General features: G+C 33.0%; 22 protein-coding genes. 12 read left to right on the top strand and 10 right to left on the bottom strand.

Annotated elements, in window-relative coordinates:
• Nucleotides 1-148 precede the first annotated feature (148 nt).
• The 3 genes from guaA to METFODRAFT_RS05345 all read right to left on the bottom strand — a co-directional run bounded on the left by guaA (nt 149) and on the right by METFODRAFT_RS05345 (nt 3673).
• The gene (guaA, locus tag METFODRAFT_RS05335) at nt 149-1081 is read right to left on the bottom strand and encodes a glutamine-hydrolyzing GMP synthase (RefSeq protein ID WP_007044532.1); all 933 of its coding nucleotides are present in this window, start codon (nt 1079-1081) and stop codon (nt 149-151) included.
• Nucleotides 1082-1159: 78 nt separating this feature from the next.
• The gene (locus tag METFODRAFT_RS05340) at nt 1160-1486 is read right to left on the bottom strand and encodes a UPF0058 family protein (RefSeq protein WP_007044533.1); all 327 of its coding nucleotides are present in this window, start codon (nt 1484-1486) and stop codon (nt 1160-1162) included.
• A gap of 213 nt (nt 1487-1699) precedes the next feature.
• A complete protein-coding gene (locus METFODRAFT_RS05345; RefSeq protein ID WP_048115626.1) occupies nt 1700-3673 on the bottom strand; it encodes a DNA topoisomerase VI subunit B in 1974 nt (657 codons plus the stop codon).
• A 440-nt stretch (nt 3674-4113) separates the two neighbouring features.
• Between METFODRAFT_RS05345 and METFODRAFT_RS05350 the strand changes: the two genes are divergently transcribed.
• Nucleotides 4114-4536 (top strand): CBS domain-containing protein, encoded by a 423-nt coding sequence (locus tag METFODRAFT_RS05350; protein WP_007044535.1) that lies wholly within the window; start codon nt 4114-4116, stop codon nt 4534-4536.
• Between the two features lie 24 nt (nt 4537-4560).
• On the opposite strand, the gene METFODRAFT_RS05355 is transcribed toward METFODRAFT_RS05350, so the two are convergent.
• From METFODRAFT_RS05355 to hdrC, 6 genes are all read right to left on the bottom strand, one after another.
• Nucleotides 4561-5880 carry a hypothetical protein gene (locus METFODRAFT_RS05355; RefSeq protein WP_007044536.1) on the bottom strand — a complete coding sequence of 440 codons (1320 nt, stop codon included), beginning with the start codon at nt 5878-5880 and terminating at the stop codon, nt 4561-4563.
• Nucleotides 5849-6028: a hypothetical protein gene (locus tag METFODRAFT_RS10105; protein ID WP_007044537.1), complete on the bottom strand. Its 180-nt coding sequence runs from the start codon at nt 6026-6028 to the stop codon at nt 5849-5851. The genes METFODRAFT_RS05355 and METFODRAFT_RS10105 overlap by 32 nt, the downstream gene beginning before the upstream one ends.
• An 88-nt stretch (nt 6029-6116) precedes the next feature.
• Entirely contained in the window at nt 6117-6899 is a 783-nt protein-coding gene (locus METFODRAFT_RS05360; RefSeq protein WP_007044538.1) for an MJ0144 family RNA dihydrouridine synthase-like protein, read from the bottom strand.
• 34 nt (nt 6900-6933) lie between these two features.
• Nucleotides 6934-7737, bottom strand: a complete 804-nt coding sequence (locus METFODRAFT_RS05365; protein ID WP_007044539.1) for a GTP cyclohydrolase III — start codon at nt 7735-7737, stop codon at nt 6934-6936.
• A 472-nt stretch (nt 7738-8209) separates the two neighbouring features.
• Entirely contained in the window at nt 8210-9094 is an 885-nt protein-coding gene (gene hdrB, locus METFODRAFT_RS05370; RefSeq protein ID WP_007044540.1) for a CoB--CoM heterodisulfide reductase subunit B, read from the bottom strand.
• 30 nt (nt 9095-9124) lie between these two features.
• Nucleotides 9125-9676, bottom strand: a complete 552-nt coding sequence (gene hdrC / locus METFODRAFT_RS05375) for a CoB--CoM heterodisulfide reductase subunit C (RefSeq protein ID WP_007044541.1) — start codon at nt 9674-9676, stop codon at nt 9125-9127.
• 179 nt (nt 9677-9855) lie between these two features.
• Here hdrC and METFODRAFT_RS05380 point away from each other — a divergent pair, with 179 nt between their 5' ends.
• Entirely contained in the window at nt 9856-10050 is a 195-nt protein-coding gene (locus tag METFODRAFT_RS05380) for a MoaD/ThiS family protein (protein ID WP_007044542.1), read from the top strand.
• Between the two features lie 5 nt (nt 10051-10055).
• On the opposite strand, the gene METFODRAFT_RS05385 is transcribed toward METFODRAFT_RS05380, so the two are convergent.
• Entirely contained in the window at nt 10056-11342 is a 1287-nt protein-coding gene (locus tag METFODRAFT_RS05385; protein ID WP_007044543.1) for an S-layer protein, read from the bottom strand.
• Between the two features lie 101 nt (nt 11343-11443).
• On the opposite strand from METFODRAFT_RS05385, the gene pyrE reads away from it, so the two are divergent.
• The 10 genes from pyrE (at nt 11444) to METFODRAFT_RS05435 (ending at nt 21596) form a co-directional block, all read left to right on the top strand.
• Nucleotides 11444-11980, top strand: a complete 537-nt coding sequence (pyrE, locus tag METFODRAFT_RS05390; RefSeq protein WP_007044544.1) for an orotate phosphoribosyltransferase — start codon at nt 11444-11446, stop codon at nt 11978-11980.
• A 10-nt stretch (nt 11981-11990) separates the two neighbouring features.
• Complete coding sequence (hemB, locus tag METFODRAFT_RS05395) at nt 11991-12959, top strand: porphobilinogen synthase (protein WP_007044545.1); 969 nt, start codon at nt 11991-11993, stop codon at nt 12957-12959.
• Between the two features lie 160 nt (nt 12960-13119).
• Entirely contained in the window at nt 13120-15033 is a 1914-nt protein-coding gene (locus METFODRAFT_RS05400; protein WP_007044546.1) for an OB-fold nucleic acid binding domain-containing protein, read from the top strand.
• 69 nt (nt 15034-15102) lie between these two features.
• Nucleotides 15103-16731 carry a hydantoinase B/oxoprolinase family protein gene (locus METFODRAFT_RS05405; RefSeq protein ID WP_007044547.1) on the top strand — a complete coding sequence of 543 codons (1629 nt, stop codon included), beginning with the start codon at nt 15103-15105 and terminating at the stop codon, nt 16729-16731.
• A 125-nt stretch (nt 16732-16856) separates the two neighbouring features.
• A complete protein-coding gene (locus tag METFODRAFT_RS05410; RefSeq protein ID WP_007044548.1) occupies nt 16857-17456 on the top strand; it encodes a TIGR00267 family protein in 600 nt (199 codons plus the stop codon).
• A 10-nt stretch (nt 17457-17466) separates the two neighbouring features.
• A complete protein-coding gene (locus tag METFODRAFT_RS05415) occupies nt 17467-17964 on the top strand; it encodes a DUF2115 domain-containing protein (protein ID WP_007044549.1) in 498 nt (165 codons plus the stop codon).
• A 50-nt stretch (nt 17965-18014) separates the two neighbouring features.
• Nucleotides 18015-19346: an FAD-dependent oxidoreductase gene (locus METFODRAFT_RS05420; protein WP_007044550.1), complete on the top strand. Its 1332-nt coding sequence runs from the start codon at nt 18015-18017 to the stop codon at nt 19344-19346.
• Between the two features lie 173 nt (nt 19347-19519).
• Nucleotides 19520-20299, top strand: a complete 780-nt coding sequence (locus METFODRAFT_RS05425) for a hypothetical protein (RefSeq protein ID WP_007044551.1) — start codon at nt 19520-19522, stop codon at nt 20297-20299.
• Between the two features lie 12 nt (nt 20300-20311).
• Nucleotides 20312-21163: a UTP--glucose-1-phosphate uridylyltransferase GalU gene (gene galU / locus METFODRAFT_RS05430; RefSeq protein WP_007044552.1), complete on the top strand. Its 852-nt coding sequence runs from the start codon at nt 20312-20314 to the stop codon at nt 21161-21163.
• 13 nt (nt 21164-21176) lie between these two features.
• The gene (locus METFODRAFT_RS05435) at nt 21177-21596 is read left to right on the top strand and encodes an EamA family transporter (protein WP_048115627.1); all 420 of its coding nucleotides are present in this window, start codon (nt 21177-21179) and stop codon (nt 21594-21596) included.
• Nucleotide 21597 lies beyond the last annotated feature (1 nt).

A 21597-nucleotide genomic window follows, 5' to 3' on the forward strand; every position in this document is an offset into this window, starting at 1 on the left:
ATCGAGTAAAACCACATCGTTCTCTTAATTTTAAAACTCCTTATGAAGTTTATTGTGGTGTAGAGTGTGATAAGGAGGTGATTAGCGTATGAAAAATTATGGCGAAATAATTTCAGGGTACAACACACACTATCAGTTTTAAAAAGTTTCATTCGAATTCAATGGTTGCTGGTGGCTTGTCTGTTATATCTAACACAACTCTTGCCACATTTGGAATTTCTGATGTTATTCTTTTGCTTATTCTTTTTAAAACGTCCCATGGGAGTTCTGGGACATGGGCAGTCATTGCATCAAGGGATTTAACAAACCTTAAGGCAACAACCCAATTGTAATCCCTAATATCTCCTTTAACCCCAGTTGCCTTTGTATCCAAAACTGCAGCGAAATATTGCCATAAATCCTTGTCCAATCCTGCTTTTTCTATCTCTTCCTCAACAATAGCATTTGCCTCCCTACAGATGTTTAATTTTTCCTCTGTAATCTCTCCCAAAATTCTAACTGCCAAACCTGGGCCTGGAAATGGTTGCCTATATACGATTTTATCTGGCAATCCTAATTCTTTTGCTAAGAGTCTAACCTCATCCTTATATAAATCCCTCAACGGTTCTACAACCTCTAAAACCATTCCTCCTGGCAGTGCAATGTTGTGGTGGGTTTTTATCTTCCCTTCACTTTCAATCCAATCTGGTGCTATGGTTCCTTGGACTAAAACTTCTTCTCCATTCTCCCTTGCAACTTCCTCAAAAACCTCAATAAACACCCTTCCAATAATCTTTCTCTTCTCTTCTGGGTCAGTAACTCCCTTCAATTCATTTAAAAATCTCTCTTTTGCATCAATACATTTGAAATTTAATCCCAGTTGGTCTCTGAAAATTTTTGTAACCTCTTCTGGCTCTTTCTTCCTCATCAATCCTGTATCAACAAAAACTGCCAAAAGTTTATCTCCAATTGCCTTATGTGTCAACACTGCTGCAACTGAACTATCTACTCCTCCACTCAGTGCGATAATTGCCTTTCTGTTTCCAATTTGCTCTTTTATTTCTTTTATGCTTTCCTCAATAAACTTCTTTGGGTCAAACATATTTTACCTCCCAATTTTTAGAATAACCTAAACAACAATAAAAACAAAATTTAACATTTTTACAAAATCATATATAATTTATTTTGAGTTTTGTAATTTTTTATTGTTGATTTTATTATTCCTATTGTTTTTACTGTTTAAATACTTAAAGGCATTTTCTGACAATCGTCTGGCTAAATTTTCAGGTACTTTTTCACCATTTTTATATAAAAACTCTGCAATACTTGCAGATAATAGAAAAATCGCTGCCCTTTGTTCAACTTTTAATTTATGGATGTAGTGGGGTTTTATATCTAACTTTTCATAAATTTTTAAGTATTCAGAGTCGTAACAATCGTCATCAAGTAATTCTCTAACAACATGAACAAAAAATTGATGTAATTCCATTAATTGTTCTTTGTGCATTCTATCCCCATTTTACTAAATAATTAAGTAGAATATTGCAAATAACCTTAATTTAGGATTAATAACTTATTTTCAAATTTAAAAGAAATAATGTTGAATAATTACAAAGAATTTACAAACAATCAAAATTGTTCTATAGTGCAATACAAATAATTGTTAAGTAGGTGATATATATTTTTAACTCTCTGGGAAAATTTAAAAGAAAAGGTTTTTTTATCCTTCTAAAAGTTTGATAACCTTTTCCTCAATATCATCAACAGGTTTATTTAAAATTCCTCCCAATGCTTCAGCAAATATTCTTACATATTTCATAACGTATTTTTTCTTTTTCTCTTCTTCTATTTCTCTTCTAATCCTTGATAAATGCTTTTCCAAATCCCTACCGCAAATCATCAACGCCTGCCTTATTTCATTAAATATCTCTTCATTTTCATTTTCACTACACGCTACTGCCTGTTTTCCAGCAGAAGTGTATGGGACGTGTGTAGAGATTAGGTTAATAAATACTGTCATTGGTATGTCCTCTCCCCTAAGTCCATATCTCTTCCAATTAATACTTTTAACTGCCTTGGTTAATCCACACCCGCCTGTGTCAAACAATAGAGGGACATGGTTTGCGAATCTCATAATCTCCATTTTTCTACCTTCATCAGACTGCCTTCCGGATTCCCCACCATACGCTATCGCTACTTCAACAGCGAAAGGAATTCCTCCTTTGTAGGTTTTTGGATTTCTCGTTATTGCCTTAACAAAGTTGGGGTTTAGTAGGGACTCGAGGGATTTTTCAATATTCTCTGCTCCTATAGGTCTTAGACCACTTGTTGAAGGTGCTATGAAGTCCATATCTTGGAGGCATCTTACAATAATTTCTGCATCTTCCCAACCCAATTCTTTAGGGTTCTTTGACAATATATTTTTAATTTCCCCTTTGAATTTTTCCAATTCTTCATCTGAAATCATTCCTTTTTCTTTTAATGCATTTACAAACTCTTCTGGTGATTTTGTTATATTTTTTAATTTCTTTCTAAATTCCTCCATAGTAGATGCAGATAGGAAATTCTTCTCTGCATAATCTATGAAGTTTTCCGGCTTTTTCTTGAAATGGTGTTTTATCTCCTTTATCTTCCCTTCATCAAATTTGTTAAACAGATACTCCATTATCATATACTTTAAAACAAACCTTTTAAGTTCATCCAAACTTTCTGGTAGGAAGTTTATAACATCTTTTAATTGCTTTATTTCTTCATCGTCAATATATTCTTTAAACTTTTCAATATAGTCATCAATATTGATATTTAAGTAACAATCTACTACAATACTCCAAAATACGCTGTTTCTGTAATTTTCCAATAATTTATCCCTCAACATGTAATTTTCTAAGTCTTTAATTCTTTTAGATGAGAATCTTGAGAGTTCTTGAACAAGCATACTTGAAACTCTTTTTGCCTGAGTTTTTCTTGATATATAGAGGAATTCATCAGGTGTTAAACCATGTGGATGTGGTTTCATCTCTTCTGGTCTTTTTGGGATTTCATGGGATACTCTATCAAATACTATGGTATCCTCTGGGTCTTTTAATGTTATCTTTGCATGTGGAGTTGCTAAACTAATTCTTCTTAAGTATTCATAAGGTCCATATTCTCCCCTGTTGTAAGTGACCTCCTTGAATTCTCCCCCAACCCTAGTTCCTCTCCAATTTCCAGGTCTTGTTTTGTGAGATACAACTTCACCTTCGTTTTTTTCAACACTCATCTTTATTTCCATTTCGTGGATTATGCCATCTCCAGTTGAAGTTATGATTTTTAATGGTTTCCCTGTGGTCATTTGAGCAAACAACAAAACCCCTGCTGCCCCTATACCCTGTTGTCCTCTTGATTGGACAAGCCTGTGCATCTTAGAACCAGCGAGCATTTTCCCAAAAACCTTTGGAACAAACTCAGGTGGAATTCCGGGACCGTTATCTTCAACAGTAACCTTGTAGTGGTCAGTTCCTAACTTCTCTATTTCTACTTTAATATCTGGTAAAATCTCTGCCTCTTCACATGCATCTAAACTATTCGTTACTAATTCATGGATAATTGTGGTCATACTTCTTAATTTTCCACTGTATCCAAGCATATGCCTATTTTTTCTAAAAAATTCTGCTACTGAATGTTCTTTAAATTCTTCAAATAGATTTTCTGCCATATCATCACCATAAGTATATGGGTTATGAATTATAAAAATAACAAAATTAAACCAATTAAAACTAAACCTATATAGCATAAATAATTAATGGTTTGCAAACGATATAACTTTTGGTGTTATAAGAGATTATGACTCAAATTGGGGACATAGCATGTTTTTTGAAAATTTAATAATAATTATCCTTCTTTCAAAACTCTCAAAATAGAAAAATAAATTCCCCTAAAATTTTATAAACTAATGAATTGTTTTGTAATCTACCTACAACTGAATTCAACTCTTCCTAAAATTGTAGTTATTGTTTAATGGGCTAATTACGTTCTATATTGACAATAAGAAGCATGATAATGGCTCCAATTCATTTAATAAATTTTAAATAATACTGTAATGTTATTTAGAAATAAATGTTGTTAAGTTGATAATTGGGTTGGAGGTAATAAAAAATGGAGAACCTGAAAAAAATAAAAGTTAAGGACATTATGACAACTGATGTTATATATGCATCACCGAAGGATAATGTTATAGGTGCTTTTGAAATCCTCCTAAAAAATAAGATAAGTTGTCTTCCAGTGGTTGATGAAAATAAAAAGGTTATAGGCATTATGACAACGACTGACATAGGATACAACTTAATTATTGATAGATATACACTTGAAACCACTGTTGGGGATGTTATGACAAAGGAGGTTATAACAATAACACCAGAGGAATCCATTGCTGATGCAATAAAAAAGATGGATGTTTATGGAAATAGTAAAGAAATCATAAATCAATTGCCTGTTGTTGATGAGGAGGGAAAATTGATTGGTATAATTTCTGATGGGGACATAATAAGGGTTTTATCAAAAATATTGAAGGAAAAATAAAGAAAAAATAAAAAAGATTAAGGATTATTCCATTGGCAAGATTCCCAGTTCTCTACACTCTTTTATATCAATTATTTGTCCGTTCCATGGGTCATCATCGGTTAAAGCATCCCAATTTGCTTCAAGTTCCTCATTTCCATAACGTAACGCATCTTCAAAATCTGCATTTCCAACCATTGTAGTTTCTAATGCTTCAATATAGTTTCCACTTCCATCAACATCCCATGCCACAAATGCATGGTCTGAAAGTAAAACAATATAGGGATGCATTCCTAATGCCTCAATAGCAGAAGCAAATACTACTGAACCATCTATACAATTTGCAGATTTTAGTTTTAATGTTTCTTTTGGCAGCCTTACTTTTTGAACATAATCTTTCCCATAAGCATTGGATACATCTACATAACTTACTCTATAATCATATTTTAGGGCATCATATATTGCTTTTATTTGTGAATTAACATCCTTATCTTGATAGCCACTTAATGATTTTTCAGGATGTCTTTCTTTTGCTTTGCTTAACAATTCCATTATTGCATCATCTTTTGGTGTTACAAAAACTGCTATGTATTCATTTATTGAATTATAATTTCCTTTATCATCCTTAACTGCCCAAACCATTGTATCCATTGGATAAACGTCGATCATTTCAGTTTGCTCATCATAAGTTTTCCATTCTCCATTATCATCATATTCAATTTTATAATGCAAACTGAATTTTGTTTTTGTTTTTATTTGTTTTATTTTGTCTTTTATTAATGGTATTGTTTGGTTAATTTCTTTTGTTTCTCCGGGCATTATTGTTTCTGTTGTTATTGCTTTATTGCTGTATCCTTGATATTCTGATATTAATCTTATTGTTATTGGATTTTCTCCATTATTGGTTATTTTAAATGTTATGTCTGGCTCTCCAAGTTCATAAAATACATTGTAAAATGCCAATGGATAAGGTTCATAATAGGTTGTTGAAATTTCTAAATTGGCAACTTCAACATTATTCTGAGATTTTTCATTAAATTGTAAAGGAGACGATTTTATAGGACTTAATGCATTTTCATCAGTATCTACAGAGACGAATTTAAACGATACCTGTGCATCTTCTTCTCCATTATTTATTATCACAATATAAGATGTTGGTGGAACTATTCCTTCCCCAATAAATGACAGTATATCCTGCCTTGAAAGTTCGGGGAAATAGTAGAATTCTTTTCCATTTTGTAAGGCATTAAATTCATTCTTTGATGGAACTACATATACAGTAATTGGTTTATCACTTTCTATTTGAAATTTTATATGTTGGTTTTTTGAAGCATCACTTAATTGTGTAAAATACAATACCCCCACTTCTTACAACTGATTTTTCTAAGTTTGCATTATCCAAAGATAAAACGTCTCCATAATTTTGGATTTCTCCTTCACTTGAACTCTCATTTATACAGCCCGATAGTGCTACAACCAAAGAAAGTAATAATGCCCCTATCCATTTTTTCATAATATTCCCTCATTTAATTAAGTAAAAAATATATACTAAAAATTTGAAGAATTTTGGATATGTAAATCTTTATGTTTAAAAAAATAAGTTACATTTCCATAGTATTAAACTCTTTAATCCACTCAACATCTCCCCTTAAAACACACCTTGCAACAGACACAAAATCAGCATATTTTAGCATATTTTTTGCATCTTCAATAGAATTTACCGAGTTATTTCCAATAATAATCTTGTCAGGGAAATTTTTGCTTATCTCTTTTAATGCTTCCATATCTGCATAATCCTTTCCTGGATTGAAGCAATCAACATGAATCCCATCAAAATAATCCTTTGTGTAGTTTAAGGTTTTTATCAACTCATACAACCCAACAAAATTAGCCCTTACCTTCAAAAATATTGGAGTGTCTAAATCTTTCACCCCAATGAGATAACTCTTCAATAACTCCTTATTTTTTAAAAGTTCCTGTCCAATTCCTAAATTGGTTATTTCCTTTTGCCTACAATGACAATTTAACTCAATGATGTCGGCATGTTTTGATATTATTTCCAATCTCTCCAAACTCTCATCTAAATTTTTAAACCTAACATTTACAGAAACTAAGGCATCACTTTCCTTCGCTTTATTTATCTCATTCCTAATAATGTCTCCAAAATCCTCCAAATTATAAATGAATTCCTCCCTACCTCTTTTAACAATATCCCTACTTGCATTTAATGTGTCTTCATCCAAACTATATGCCCCAATGGTTACAATTCCAAACAAACCTTTAAATTTTCTGCAAAAATCCCCATCAGTTATTCCTGCCATTGGAGCAAGGATTATTTTTTTATTTAAACTTCTGATTTTTTCAATTTTCTCATCCTTCCCCATGAATTCCACCAAATTAGATAAAGTGATGTTTAAATTAATCCGTTATAATTTGTCGCTTTTGTAGGGGTGATAAGATCTCACACCCCTCCTGCTTTAAAGTGCAAACTTGCCTTCCTGTTTTCCCTGCTCTTATAAGTTCTAATCCAATATCTGCCAAATTGGATGCATCTTCAGCCGTCTTCCCAATACCGATTCCTGCCTTTAATTCAACTCCACATTTTTCTTTTATTTTTTCAAAAACACTTAAAAAATCATCCTCACTCATCCCATTACATGGGCACATGAAGTTATCTCCACCAATAAAGAATAACATGGCATCATATTTTTTCAACTCTTCCATCAACATCAACTTTACCTTATTAACATTAATATAAGTGTCATAGGCAGATTCCAAATCCGTTAATCTTTCGGTGATGTTGTTTATATCAATATGTGCCAATTGGACATAACCATCCATAACCAATTCATTTGCAACATCTAAAACTTCTCTCCTACCCTCATCCTGAGCACTACCGTGTTCTTGAAGTTTTTTTGTTGCCAATTTTTGTGCCTTGTAGGGTGTTTTACTTGATGCTATTGCCATGCTTATCGTTATTGGATACCTGTTTTTTATGCTATCTTGGATTTTTTGGTGGGTTAATAGATCAATCCCATTTGTTATTGCTATTAGGTTGTCAAACCTTGTGTAAAACACAAGCCCCTTATGCATCCCAAACATAAGGTTTAAATCAGCATACAACCTTGCTTGTAGTGCCTGTAAATCACTTTCTCTTCTTGGTTGTGGTGTGACAGTCCATGGTCCATAGTTGTCTATTTGGATGACTGTTATTTGAATCATTTTCCCATCTCGCCAAATTTTCTGCTTTTTATGTCCCACAAAATACGTAATTTAAATTTTTATTTTTCATATTTTTAAATTTTTCATGGAACAGATATTTATTGATATCTATTGCATCTGCATTTATCCATATATTTATTTATTTGCTTTTATTAATATATTAATCAAAAATAAAAATAAAAACGCTCATCTTCAAGTATCATTACCTAACATGATTATAAGTAATTCAGAGAACCAATTCGATTTATAGTTGTATATAAATGTATAGAAGTTTACATATGGGTGGAGATTTTTTCGACTAATGCCTCGATGTTTTCTTAGATAAGGTTTGATTATCGAATGGAAGCATTCGCAGTTATATTCCGTTAGAGTATTCCCTCGATGCGTGATTAACTGTTAAATGATTAGAAATCTTTTTATGTAAAACATCTCTCCTAAAGGTAAGATGAGCGAAATAAAAAATAGAAGAAATTTACTCCAATCCAAGTTTTTTCAACAATGGATCTACTGGAATGAAGTGGACATTAACTGCAACATCTTTTGCTTCCATCCCAAATGCCAAACCTAACAACTGGCTCAAGTGTAAAACAGGAAACCCAAATTCAACTCCAAACTTCTCCTTTATCTCAATCTGCCCTCTATCAAATTGTAAGTGGCAGAATGGACAGACGTTAACTACACAATCAGCCCCTGCTTTAACCATATTTTCAAGTTTTTCTTTTGTCATATCTAATGCAAGTGTTAATTCTCTTGCTCTAACTCCACCTCCTGCTCCACAGCACATCATTTTGTCTCTGTAATCAACAGATTTTGCTCCAGTTGCCTCAACAATCTCATCCAACATTGTTGGTCTCTCTGCTGAACCAAGCCCTTTAACATCTGTTGGTTTTAAGAAGTGGCATCCGTAGTGGACTCCAACATTTATGTTTAATGGCCTTACAACATTCTCAGCAATCTTATCTAAACCAATGTCGTTGTAAATTACCTCTGCAAAGTGCCTTACATGAACGGTTCCTTTGTATTGCTTCCCAATTTTGTCTAATTTTTCATTTACAAGGTCCAATGCCTCTTTGTTGTCATGCAATAAGTGTGCTGCCTCAAATAATGAACCATAACATCCATTACAAACGGTTATTATGTCAACTCCAAGTTCTTCAGCAATGCAGAGGTTTCTTGCTGCCAATGTAAGCCATGTTTTTTGGTCGAATGAACCAAATACCCCTGGAGCAGGACAGCAACTTGCTCCTGGCATATCAACGAGTTCAACTCCAAGTTTTTCCATTACAGTTTTTGTCGCTGCTTCAACTCCTGCGTATCTGTTTGGCATAATACACCCTAAGAAAAATGCAAATTTCATCATATCACCATATTTTTATTTTTTTATTATTTATTCCAAATCCATCTTTTCCCAGTTAAATCCAATTAACTTATCAAATTCTAATTCTTTAACGAGTGTTCTAATTTCTTCTAAATCCTTTTCGCTAAATTGTGCAATTGGTGCTTTCTCTGCTAATCCAATTGATTTCCTCAATTCTGCTGTGTCTTTGTTTGCAGGAACTGCATGACCAAATCTTAAAACAAGTGATGCTGTCTTTTTGTGAGCAGGAGCCATAAAGCCCTTCTTAGCAGCAAGGTTTCTTACTGTTTTAATGATTTCTGTAACTTTAACATCCCTTGGACATCTTTCATAGCATGTATAGCAAGTTGTGCATCTCCAGATGTCATCACTCTCTAAAACACTATCCAATCCAAGTAAAACTTGTCTGAGAACTTTTCTTGTTCTGTATGCCGTTCTTCTACCACTTGGGCAACTTCCAGTACAAGTTCCACATTGGTAGCATGCTTTAATAGATTTAACAACATCTTCTCCAGGAACCGGAATTCCTGTTTCAATAACTTCATTTACAAAGTTTTTATTTACATTTTCCATGTTTATCATCACTATCACCTTTAGAGTAAATGGTGTATTGCATGCTTATATCTAACACCATTATTTAATATACCATTATTATTGGATGTCATTTATTATACATTTGTATAATACCTTTTTTAATATAATTGTTTGCATTATAAATGACTACAAACTTAAATTTGTTTAAAAATTGCAAAAGGGATATCATGAAGATTTATGTGAAATATGATGATGTTGAGAGGGTAATTGAAATTGAAAAAGGTTCAAAAGTTAGGGATTTGTTGAAAAAATTGAATTTGAGAAATGTTATAGTCATGAGAAATGATGAATTCCTGTTAGATGATGACGGACTAATGGAAAATGACAACATAAAAATTATAAAAGTTTCATCTGGAGGATGAGTGATTTATTTAATGACCTTTACTTTATCCCCATCCAATTCAACTATCATGATATCTTGATTTCTATATATGCCATTAATCACAGATAAAACACATGCTTTTGTACCATTTCTATCAGAACCTGCAAGAACAAGGATATTGTATTTTGGATTGTATGGATTTTTTATGAGTTGTATTACTCCTCTATTTTTACCTGGATTGTTGTTGTCGATTTTTATCTTTAACTTATCCTTTATTTGATTGGTCATTTTATTTGAAACTGGTCCTCCAATTAGTATTAAGTCAGAATCTACATTTAAGGAGTTATCGTCATCCAAAACATCTTTACATCCAAAGTAAAATGTTGCATTTTTGTATTTTTTATTACAATGGAATACGTATGTTTCATTATCTTCTTTTACTCCCCATATATCGTCTCCAAGGTATTGAATGTCGTCTACTTCCTTTTCATAATTATTGGTGGATTTTACCCTAAATATGGTTATGTTTCCAATACTATCAACATATATATTAAAATTCATAATTTTGAAGTTTTCTGGAAGTTTTTCTGGAGATTTACACTCTAATTCAATTTTATTATCTCTAATATAAACAATAAAATCCCTATTTAGTGGAAACCCCTCCCCATCAACTAATTTTATGGCGTCAAATATTCTAAAATTAAAATATATTTTTCTTAAACTTTCATAAGTTCCATTGTATATGATTCCAATGTCTGAGTCTTTAACTTGGTGGTATTCATTTTTTTTCAATTTAGGGCTTTCAATAAGTTTATTGTCTTTGTATATATCCGCTATGAGTTCATTATTATCAAAACTTACAGCCTTAAGGATAATTTTATAGTTTTTATATTCAAATGATTCGTTAGTTGTTACATTTTTTACTTCTTTCCCAAGTATTAAGGTATATTTATCATAGTCTAATATCTTATATGATTTTCCAAATAATTCAACCTCTTTATTCTTTTCAAAGTTCATTTCTTTTTCATAAACTAAACTTTTATATTTTATACCCTTGTTTTTTTCAAATTCAATCGTTAATGTTTCCCCATTTTCACCAATTATTAGTTTGTTATGTGCTGGAGCGTAATAAACCTTTATATCTGTTATATCTACATGATTTCCATCAACGGTTACTTTTTTGTTTGAATACATGTTGTCCATTAGTAGTTTTGCATAATTATAGTCAATACTATTTTTATTTGCTACAACTACTGCATTTGTGGGAAATGCATGACAAAATGACATAAGAACAAATATAAAAAATAAGACCTCCAACTTTTTGATGTCCATACAACCACCTATACCAAGTTTTTTATAATTTTGTTAATACTATAATACTTATGGTTTTTTATTCTTTATTTTTCTTTATTATAAATATAATGGTGAGGTCAATGGATAGATTAAAAAAAGAACTCATAGAACTTTTAAAAGAGGTTGGTTGTATAAAATTTGGAGAATTTATCTTAGCATCTGGAAAAAAGAGTCCTTACTACATCGATATAAAAAAAGCAACCACAAATCCAAAAGTGTTAAAATGCATTGCAAAACTTATAAAAGAGCATATAAAAGATGAGGATGTTAAGGTTGCTGGTGTTGAGTTGGGTTCGGTTCCAATAGCAACAGCGGTGTCCATAGAAACTGATAAAGATTTATTGATAATTAGAAAAAAACCAAAGGACTATGGGACTAAAAATAAAATTGAAGGGGAGTTGAATAAAGGAGATAAGGTTATAGTGGTTGAGGATGTAACCACAACTGGTGGAAGTGTTATTAAGGCAGTTAATGAAATTAGGGAAAATGGAGGAGTTGTGGAGAAGGTATTTGTTGTTGTTGATAGATTAGAAGGGGCAAAAGAGAACTTAAAGAATGTTGATGTTGAATTAATCCCATTGGTTACAATTGAAGATTTGGGGGTTAAAAGAGATTAAGGGGATTGTAATGTTAATCAGACCAAGAAGATTGAGAAAAAACCAAAAAATTAGAGATTTAGTGAGAGAAACAACATTAACAAAAAATGACTTAATAATGCCGATATTTGTAGATGAAAATTTGAAAGGTAATGAAAAGAAGGAAATTCAATCAATGCCAAATCAATATAGGTTTAGTATAGAGGGATCTGTTGAGGAAGCAAAAGAAATTGCCGATTTAGGCATTCCAGGGGTTATTTTATTTGGGATTCCGAAGCACAAAGATGAGGTTGCATCATCTGCTTATGATAAAAACGGAGTTATCCAAAAAACCATAAGATGCATTAAGGATGAGTTAGGAGATGAACTTTTGGTTATTGCTGATGTCTGCTTATGCGAATACACATCTCACGGACATTGTGGAATTGTTAGAGATGGAAAGATATTGAACGATGAAACGTTGAAGATTTTGAGTAAGATTGCTTTATCCTATGCAGAGAGTGGAGTTGACATTGTAGCCCCATCAGATATGATGGATGGGAGAGTTAGGGCAATTAGAGAAACCTTAGAAAAGCATGGATTTGATGATGTTACTATAATGAGTTATGCGGCAAAATATGCATCATCCTTCTACGGGCCATTTAGGGATGCAGCAGAGAGTGCCCCAAAGTTTGGGGATAGGAAGAGTTATCAAATGGACATTGGGAATGCAAGAGAGGCAATGAAGGAGATTAAATTGGACATTGAGGAAGGTGCAGATTTAATACTTGTAAAACCTGCATTACCTTATTTAGATATAATAAGGATGGCAAAGGACAGGTTTGATGTCCCTATTGGCGGATATTGTGTTAGTGGAGAATACGCAATGGTTGAAGCAGGTGCAAGAAATGGATGGTTGAATAGAGAAGGTGCAATATTTGAAACATTGTTGTGTATAAAAAGGGCTGGGGCAGATTTTATAATAACATACTGGGCAAAGGAAGTAGCATCACTTCTATAAGATTTTTTTATTTTTTGCAATTAGAATAGTTAGTAATAATACAAATAAACCAAATTTGTACTTAAGAAAGATTTATATATGTTAAATTATAGAGTGCTTCCAAGTATAAAACACAAATTTTAATGATATATTATGAATTGCTTGTTATTTGGTGAATAAAATGGATGTAGATAAATTAAAGGAAAAAATACTATCAAAAATTTCAGAAGAGGAATTAAATAAAATGGTAAGTGAAAAGATAGAAGAATTTGGTGGATTGTTGAATGAAGAAGGTGCTATTTCATTAATTGCAAAAGAAATGGGGATTGAATTTGATTTGGAAGAAGAGGAGTATGAATTTACAATAAATGATATAACAGAAGGACAGAGAGACGTGGAGATAACTGGGAGGATAATGAACATCTCTGAAATTAGAACATTTAAAAGAAAGGATGGAACTGAGGGAAAGTTGAGATCCATTGAAATAGCAGACAATACGGGGGTTATAAGGTTAACATTATGGGATGATAAGGTAGAGTTGGCAGAAGATTTAAATGTTGGAGATGTTGTTAAAGTGGAAAAGGCATACTCAAGAAAATGGAGGGATAGAATTGAATTAAACAGTAGTGCAGATACGAAAATATATAAACTTACAGACTATGATGAAGAAAAGTATCCACAAATAAAAGAAACCTACAAAATTTCAGAACTAAGTCCAAATACAACAGGTAAATTTGAAGGAGGAGTTGTGGCATCTTATGGGGTTAGGGAATTTGATAGAAGGGATGGAAGTAAAGGGAGATTAAAATCATTCATATTAAGGGATGACACAGGAAGTATAAGGGTTACGTTGTGGGATGACATGTCGGATATTGAAATAAACAGGGGGGATTATGTAAGAGTTGAGGGGTATGTTAGAGAGGGGCCTTATGGTTTGGAGGCAAGTGCAAACTCCATAGCGATATTGGAAAAAGGAGAAAAAACAATAAGTAAAGAAGTGGATATAGAAAATCTCCCACATTATGAAAATGAAATTGTAACTGTTAAGGGTAGAGTGATGAGTATAGGCAGTAAAAAAACCATAGACTTTGGAGATTCAACTGCAGAGGTTCAAGAACTTTACTTAGAGGATGAAACTGGAAGGGTTAGGATATCATTTTGGAGAGATAGGACAAATTTATTGAATAGTATAAATGAGGGAGATTTGGTAAAGATTACAAACTGTAAGGTTAAATTATATGTAGATAGGGAAGGATATCAAAGGGTTGATTTAATAGCAACTCCTGAAACTGAAATTGTGAAGGATGAGAGTATATCTGCCCCGGAATATAAGGAGAATCTCTGTAAAATAAGGGATATACTTGAAGGAAATGTTGATAGGGATGATATTACAGTAGTTGGGAGGGTTTATAGGGCATTTGAAATAAATGAATTTGAGAGGGAAGGTGGCATAGGTAAGGTCAGAAATGTTATTATTGAAGACGAAACTGGAAGAATTAGATTGGTTTTGTGGGATGAAAATGCAGAGTTGGATATAAAAGAAGGTGATGTTGTAAAGGTTGTCCATGGGTATGTTAGGGAGAGGGGGGAGTATGTTGATTTAAACATAGGAAGATTTGGAAGGGTAATTGTAAATCCAGAGGGTGTAGCAATTAAATCAAACAGGAAGTTTATTGCTGATGTTGAAGATGGGGAAAATGTTGAGATTAGGGGATCTATAGTGGATTATGTAAAGCAAGGATTTATTCTGTACCTGTGCCCAAATTGTAGGAGGAAAGTCGTGGCTGTTGATGACATCTACTCATGCCCAGAGTGTGGAGATGTAGTTCCAGATGAAGTTTTGACGTTAACTTTGGTTGTAGATGATGGAACTGGAACAATAACATGCAGATTATACAATAGAAACGTTGAAAAACTAACAAAAAAGAGTAGAGATGAGTTGATCAATTGTGATATTGGCATAATGGAAGAACTTTTAGGAGAGGAGTTTGTATTTGAAGGGGTTGTTAAAAAGAGAGATAACTTAGAGATGAATGTAAAAAATATTAGGGAGATAGATTTAGATGAAGAGATAAATATCATTAAAAGTATGTAAATTAAAATTTTTGGTTATTTGCAAATTTGACATCTATTAATTTTTTAATAAAGTAAGTCCGTGATGCTAATGGACGCAATTATTATTGAAGTGATAAGGAACTCCACATCATACATAGCAGAAGAGATGGGGATTGTTTTAAGAAATACAAGTTATTCTCCAAATATTAAGGATAGGTTGGATTTTAGTTGTGCTATTTTGTCATCCAACGGAGAGTTAATTGCCCAAGCAGAACACATTCCAGTGCATTTAGGAAGCATGGCTATTGGAGTTAGGAATATCATTGATTATTTAAGCAGAGAAAGTATAGACATTGAAAAAAATGATGTCATCATTGTTAACGATCCATACATAGCAGGAACGCATTTGAATGATATAACTCTTTTAAAGCCAATATTTTATGATGATATAGTAGGATATGTTGCAAATAAGGCACATCATGTTGATGTTGGTGGAAAGGTTCCAGGGAGTATAAGTAGTGATGCAAAAGAACTCTACCAAGAGGGGTTAATAATTCCTCCATCAAAACTCGTTGAGGATGGGGAACTTAACAAAGAACTTCTAAAATTAATAACGTCCAATGTAAGGGTTCCAAAATTTACAGTTGGGGATTTAAAAGCCCAAATATCCTCATTAAATATTGGTGTTGAGAGGATTTTGGAGTTGATGGATAAATACACTTGCAGGGATGTTGTTGAATCTTGGAGAAGGAGTTTAGATTATGCTGAAAATTACTTAAAAACAAAGATTAAAGATATCCAATGCACCTGTGAGGGGGTTGATTATCTCGAGTATAAAGATAAATTGATAAATATAAATGCAAAGATTGAGATAAATAAAGGTAAAATAAAGGTTGATTTTACTGGAACCCACAGGCAAATTGATGCCCCACTGAATGCAGTTTATGGAGTTACCGTTGCATCAACATCATTTGCATTAAAGTCCATCATAGACCCAGAGATGCCAATGAACCATGGTATTTTTAGGGTTGTTGATATAGTTGCCCCAGAAGAAACAATAGTTAATCCAAAAAAACCCGTTCCTGTAGCAGCTGGAAATGTTGAGACATCTCAAAGGATTGTTGATGTCATCTTTAAGACATTATACAACATCTTCCCAGATAGGGTTCCTGCAGCATCAAATGGAAGTATGAACAATGTAGTTATTGGAGGCAAAGGATGGGCATTTTATGAAACCATTGGAGGAGGATTTGGAGGAAGATGTAATAAGGATGGTGTTGATGGAGTGCATGCAAACATGACAAACACATTAAACACTCCAATTGAGGTTATAGAGAATGAATATCCAATTTTGATTCTTGAGTATTCTTTAAGGAAAGATTCTGGTGGCGCTGGAAGGTATAGGGGCGGTTTAGGGATAAGGAGAGTTTATAAGGTTCTTTCAGATTGTACGTTATCTTTAATTGCTGAGAGGATAAAAATCCCTCCTTGGGGAGTTAATGGCGGTTGTAATGGCTCTCCAGGGGAGCATTATATTATTAGGGAGGATAAAAAAATCCCACTATCTGGAAAGGATACAGTAACGTTAAATAGCGGAGATGTTGTTGTTATAAACACACCTGGTGGTGGAGGCTACGGCTCCCCAAACCAAAGAGATATGGATTTGATTTTAGAGGATATGGAAAATGGAAAAGTATCTGTTGATTCTGCATCTCGTGAATATGGATTCAAAAAGTAACCATAAATTCTAATATATGAATTAAATAGGAAAATTATAAAAAACTCTGTTAAATATTATATTCCGGATTATTATTAAAATTAATAAAAAATTTAAAAATTTATAACTTAGGAGGGTTGGTGGAATTGAGCAACGACGATGAGCAATCCCCACTGTCGCGGATTTCTAAGATATTTAAAGAATTTAAATTTGAATTAAATGAAACAAAACTTAGATATGTTGTTAGAGGGATTATAGATGGTTCGTTATCCACTTTAGGCGTTGTTATTGGAGCAAGTGGGGGAGATTCTTCATTAATCATCGCCGCTGGTATTGGTGGAGGTATTGCAAATGGTCTCTCAAATGTGCTTGGTGCCTTGACTGCTGAAAAGGCATCCTTGGAAAGAGAGAGGGAAATACAAGAAAAATCTTTACTAAAAGAAAATGGATATTTAAAAAAGACGGTATTTTACAAAAAGGCAGTACATGAAACAATAGTATGTGGATTTGTGGATGGAATATCAACCATGCTTGGTTCTATGCTTCCAGTTGTGCCATTCTTTGTATTCAATCCAAAAATGGCAGTAATTGTTGCTATAGTAATAACGCTTGCAATATTATTTGCACTTGGAATATTCATTGGAAGAATATCAAGAGAAAATCTTGTAATCGCTGGACTAAAGATGGTTATTGGTGGGGTTTTAGTTACATTGGTTGGATTTGCAATTGAAAGAATCTTTGGATAAAGGGAGTTTTATGGACAGTAAGGAGTTATTCAAAAAACTAAAAAAAGAGGCAAGGGAATTTAGTATATTTGACATGATGAAGGCAAGATGTTTCATGGAGAACGATGCAAAATATCTTCCCCCCCAATATAGAAACGAATTTTTAGAATCACTTGGAATGTATTTTTATAACATTTTAAATGAGATTAAGAATAAAGATGAAAGTTCAATTGAATCTTATGAAATTGATGAAGAAAAGTTAAAAAGATTGATTGGCAGGATAGAAAGTTTTAAGAAAATGAACAGTGAAAATGAAAATGCGTTTATAAGGTTGTCTAAGATTATAGCCCCATATTTAATTTTTATCGTGAAAAAGCCGATCCATCCTGAAAATTTAGTATTTCCCGGAAAAAAGAAAATTATAAAAAAGGGAAATACTTATTACTGCCCAGTTAAAAGTAAGCAAAAAAATGAATATTCACTATGTGAGTTTTGTGTATGTAGGGATATTAGCGAGTTAGAAAAATAATCTCATTCATCTTTCTTAAAATTTCATTAAAAAAGAATAAAGGTGAACAAATGAGGACAATAATAATTGGTAGTGGAGCAGGAGGACTAACAACGGCATCAACAATAAGGAAATATGACAAGGATATGGAAGTTGTTGTAATTACAATGGATAAGTATGTTGCATATTCACCATGTGCAATACCTTATGTTATTGAGGGAGAGATAAAGTCATTTGAAGATATAATAATGCATACACCAGAGGATTACAAAAAAGAAAGAAATATTGATATTATAACAGAAGCAAAGGTTGTTGATGTAAATTCAAAGGAAAATAAGGTTGTTTATGAGAAGGATGGGGAGAAGTTTGAATTAGATTATGATTACCTTGTTCTTGCAACAGGAGGAACGCCATTTGTTCCACCAATTGAGGGGAAAGATTTGGAAGGAGTCTTTACAGTTAGAACTGTTGAAGATGGGATGAAAATTGATGAATATGCAAAGAAATCAAAGAGTGTTGTTGTTGCAGGAGCGGGAGCAATTGGATTAGAGATGGCTTATGCATTCAAAAAGAGGGGTTTAGACGTTACAGTTGTAGAGATGGCTCCGCAGATATTACCGAGAGCCTTGGATCCCGATATGGCTGAGAAGGTTAAGGAATATTTGGAAAAAGAGGGCGTAAAAATTATTTTAAACAAGCCAGTTGAGAAGATCGTTGGTAAGGATAAAGTTGAAGGCGTTGTTGTTGGCAATAAGATTATTGAAGCAGATATGGTTATTATGGCAACTGGTGTAAGACCAAATATCGAATTGGCTAAAAAGGCAGGATGTGAGATAGGGAGATGGGCAATAAAAGTCAATGAGAGGATGCAAACTTCCATTCCAAATATCTATGCCGTTGGGGATTGTGTTGAGGTTGTTGATTTTGTAACAAAACAGGTAACATTGTCTCCATTTGGAACTACTGCAGTAAGGCAAGGAAAAGTTGCAGCAAAGAACATAGTTGGAATAAAAGCAGAGTTTAGTCCTGTTTTAAATGCAATGGTTTCAAAGATTGGGGGTTTGGAACTTGGAGGGGTTGGTTTAAGTGCACTATCTGCAAACCAAAATGGAATTTCTGTTATTGTTGGAAGATGCAAGGCATTAACAAGGGCAAGATACTACCCGGGAGGAAAACCAATAGAAATTAAGATGATTTTTGACAAAAATGGAAATGTTGTTGGATGTCAAATTGTTGGTGGAGAGAGAGTCGCTGAAAGAATTGACGCCATGTCTATAGCAATATTTAAAGGAGTTAGGGTTGATGAATTGGCAAATATGGAGTTCTGCTATGCTCCACCAGTTTCAATGGTAAACGAGCCATTGGCACTTGCTGCTGAAGATGCCTTGGAGAAGTTTGATTAATTTTTTCTTTTTTTATTTTTCTATATATTGGAAAATTAAAATTAATTGTTGTTTTATTTTTTTAATTTCAAGTATATGACCTTGATAAATAAAAAACTTTTATATACCACCTATTTAAAAAAATAATTACTACAAATTAAATTTTGCTTTATTATTATTTAAAGGGGGGTATAATGGAATCACTCTCATACTATGTTGAAAAGTCCATAGATGTATTAAAAAGTATTAAAGAACCAAGTGAAGAAACGATAGAGAATTTAAAAAACCGTGCATTTATTGGAAACGGAAATGCATTCCAAGTGGCTAAATATTACGCAAATAAGTTAAATGGTTATGCAATAGAACCAACATACTACAAATCATTAAAAAAAGATGAGGGGGTTTGCGTAATCTCTGCATCTGGAAGTAAAGATTCCATAGGGATTTGTAAATACTTCGATGATGTGGTTTTAATAACATGCAATGAAGATGCTCCAGCAAAAAAATATGCAAAAGAAACTATCGTTCTTCCATCAGTAAAAGAACCTCCATTTTATAATGTCTCAACGTACTCAGCGATGATTTATTGGGTTGATAGGCAAGATTATAAATTTAGGGAAGATGGGCTTTTAAAGTATTTACTCAGAAAACCAAACATAATATTTATAGGGAATGAATCAACATACCCTATAGCGTGCATGTGTGCTTTAAAAGTTAGGGAGATATTTGGCAAACTTTCTGCTGGTTTAAGTGATATGGAAGCATACCATGGATGGTTTTTGCATGATAATGATGATGAAGCAGTAATTTGTTTAAATGCTGATTTTGATTTGGTTAATAACTATAAAATCGTTGGAACTCCTCTGGAATTGCTATTAACTATATACTACAACATAGGTTTGTTGCAGGAGGAACTTGAAATAAACGACTACAAATATGATATGGTATTAAAAAAGAAAGGATGGAAAATTTAATGGGGGATAACGATGGTAAAGAAGGCAGTAATTCCTGTAGCGGGCTTTGGAACAAGGCTGTTGCCAATAACAAAGGCTCAACCAAAAGAAATGCTTCCAGTTGTTGGAAAGCCAATAATTCAGTACGTTGTTGAAAACCTAATTGATGCAGAGGTTAGGAACATATTGATGGTAATTGGTAAGGGAAAGCAGGCAATTGTAAACCACTTTGATAAGAATTTTGAACTTGAGGAGAGGTTAAGAAGGGATGGAAAAATACGTTTGTTAAATACTGTTAGAGAGATAGATAATTTAGCAAACATATTCTATGTGAGACAGAAGGAGCAGAAAGGTTTGGGAGATGCTATTTTATGTGGAGAAGGATTTGTTGGGGATGAATACTTCATAGCAATGGTTGGAGATACTATATACTCTGAAAATATAGTTAAAGATTTGATTAAGGTTCATGAAAAGTATGGATGTTCAGTTATCGCATTGGAGAGGGTTCCAATGGAGGAAGTTCCTAAATATGGGGTTATAAAAGGGGAAGAGATTGATGATGGAGTATATAAAATAACAGATTTGGTGGAAAAACCTCCAGTAGATAAAGCACCGTCAAACCTAATAATCACTGGAGCCTATCTGTTATCTCCAAAGATATTTGAATGTCTAAAAAGAACTCCTCCAGGAAGAGGGGGGGAAATACAGATAACTGATGCTATGAGGTTATTGTTGGAGGAAGAAGAACTATTGGGTGTTGAAATTAAGTGTAAGAGATATGATATTGGAGATTTGTTGGGGTGGTTAAAGGCAAATGTGGAGTTGGGTGTTGAGAATATAGATGGGTTTAAGGAATATCTAAAAGATTTTGCAAGGAATCTATAAATAAGGTGGGATTATTAATATAGGGATTATTATTGGATTATTGACAGCATTGTTTTTTGGAATTGGGACATTTTTGGCAAAAATCGTATGTGAAAAAGACCCCATATTCCAATGGATAGTGGTTAATATAGTGGGTATAATATTGTGTATTATCATACTTACAAAATATCATCAAAAATTGCAAGTTTTTGAATGGAAGACATTGATTTATGCAGTATCTTCAGCAATAATGGTTGTTTTGGGTTCTCTTCTTTTATACTATGGATTATATAAAGGCAAGGCGAGTATAGTTGTTCCACTATCCTCAATAGGCCCCTCTATAACAGCAATCTTGGCAGTTGTGTTTTTAAGGGAGCAACTGACTACAAACCAAATAATGGGCATATGCCTAATACTCATTGGAATAATTCTAATTTCAATAAATCATGGATAAA

This window comes from Methanotorris formicicus Mc-S-70, from assembly GCF_000243455.1.
GTDB lineage: Archaea > AGJL01 > Methanococci > Methanococcales > Methanococcaceae > Methanotorris > Methanotorris formicicus.

What these genes read in the sequence shown, in the direction of transcription:
- guaA (WP_007044532.1), bottom strand. Translation starts at nt 1,081, where the DNA reads ATGTTTGACCCAAAGAAGTTTATTGAGGAAAGCATAAAAGAAATAAAA.
- METFODRAFT_RS05340 (WP_007044533.1), bottom strand. Translation starts at nt 1,486, where the DNA reads ATGCACAAAGAACAATTAATGGAATTACATCAATTTTTTGTTCATGTT.
- METFODRAFT_RS05345 (WP_048115626.1), bottom strand. Translation starts at nt 3,673, where the DNA reads ATGGCAGAAAATCTATTTGAAGAATTTAAAGAACATTCAGTAGCAGAA.
- METFODRAFT_RS05350 (WP_007044535.1), top strand. Translation starts at nt 4,114, where the DNA reads ATGGAGAACCTGAAAAAAATAAAAGTTAAGGACATTATGACAACTGAT.
- METFODRAFT_RS10105 (WP_007044537.1), bottom strand. Translation starts at nt 6,028, where the DNA reads ATGAAAAAATGGATAGGGGCATTATTACTTTCTTTGGTTGTAGCACTA.
- METFODRAFT_RS05360 (WP_007044538.1), bottom strand. Translation starts at nt 6,899, where the DNA reads ATGGGGAAGGATGAGAAAATTGAAAAAATCAGAAGTTTAAATAAAAAA.
- METFODRAFT_RS05365 (WP_007044539.1), bottom strand. Translation starts at nt 7,737, where the DNA reads ATGATTCAAATAACAGTCATCCAAATAGACAACTATGGACCATGGACT.
- hdrB (WP_007044540.1), bottom strand. Translation starts at nt 9,094, where the DNA reads ATGAAATTTGCATTTTTCTTAGGGTGTATTATGCCAAACAGATACGCA.
- hdrC (WP_007044541.1), bottom strand. Translation starts at nt 9,676, where the DNA reads ATGATAAACATGGAAAATGTAAATAAAAACTTTGTAAATGAAGTTATT.
- METFODRAFT_RS05380 (WP_007044542.1), top strand. Translation starts at nt 9,856, where the DNA reads ATGAAGATTTATGTGAAATATGATGATGTTGAGAGGGTAATTGAAATT.
- METFODRAFT_RS05385 (WP_007044543.1), bottom strand. Translation starts at nt 11,342, where the DNA reads ATGGACATCAAAAAGTTGGAGGTCTTATTTTTTATATTTGTTCTTATG.
- pyrE (WP_007044544.1), top strand. Translation starts at nt 11,444, where the DNA reads ATGGATAGATTAAAAAAAGAACTCATAGAACTTTTAAAAGAGGTTGGT.
- hemB (WP_007044545.1), top strand. Translation starts at nt 11,991, where the DNA reads ATGTTAATCAGACCAAGAAGATTGAGAAAAAACCAAAAAATTAGAGAT.
- METFODRAFT_RS05400 (WP_007044546.1), top strand. Translation starts at nt 13,120, where the DNA reads ATGGATGTAGATAAATTAAAGGAAAAAATACTATCAAAAATTTCAGAA.
- METFODRAFT_RS05405 (WP_007044547.1), top strand. Translation starts at nt 15,103, where the DNA reads ATGGACGCAATTATTATTGAAGTGATAAGGAACTCCACATCATACATA.
- METFODRAFT_RS05415 (WP_007044549.1), top strand. Translation starts at nt 17,467, where the DNA reads ATGGACAGTAAGGAGTTATTCAAAAAACTAAAAAAAGAGGCAAGGGAA.
- METFODRAFT_RS05420 (WP_007044550.1), top strand. Translation starts at nt 18,015, where the DNA reads ATGAGGACAATAATAATTGGTAGTGGAGCAGGAGGACTAACAACGGCA.
- METFODRAFT_RS05425 (WP_007044551.1), top strand. Translation starts at nt 19,520, where the DNA reads ATGGAATCACTCTCATACTATGTTGAAAAGTCCATAGATGTATTAAAA.
- galU (WP_007044552.1), top strand. Translation starts at nt 20,312, where the DNA reads ATGGTAAAGAAGGCAGTAATTCCTGTAGCGGGCTTTGGAACAAGGCTG.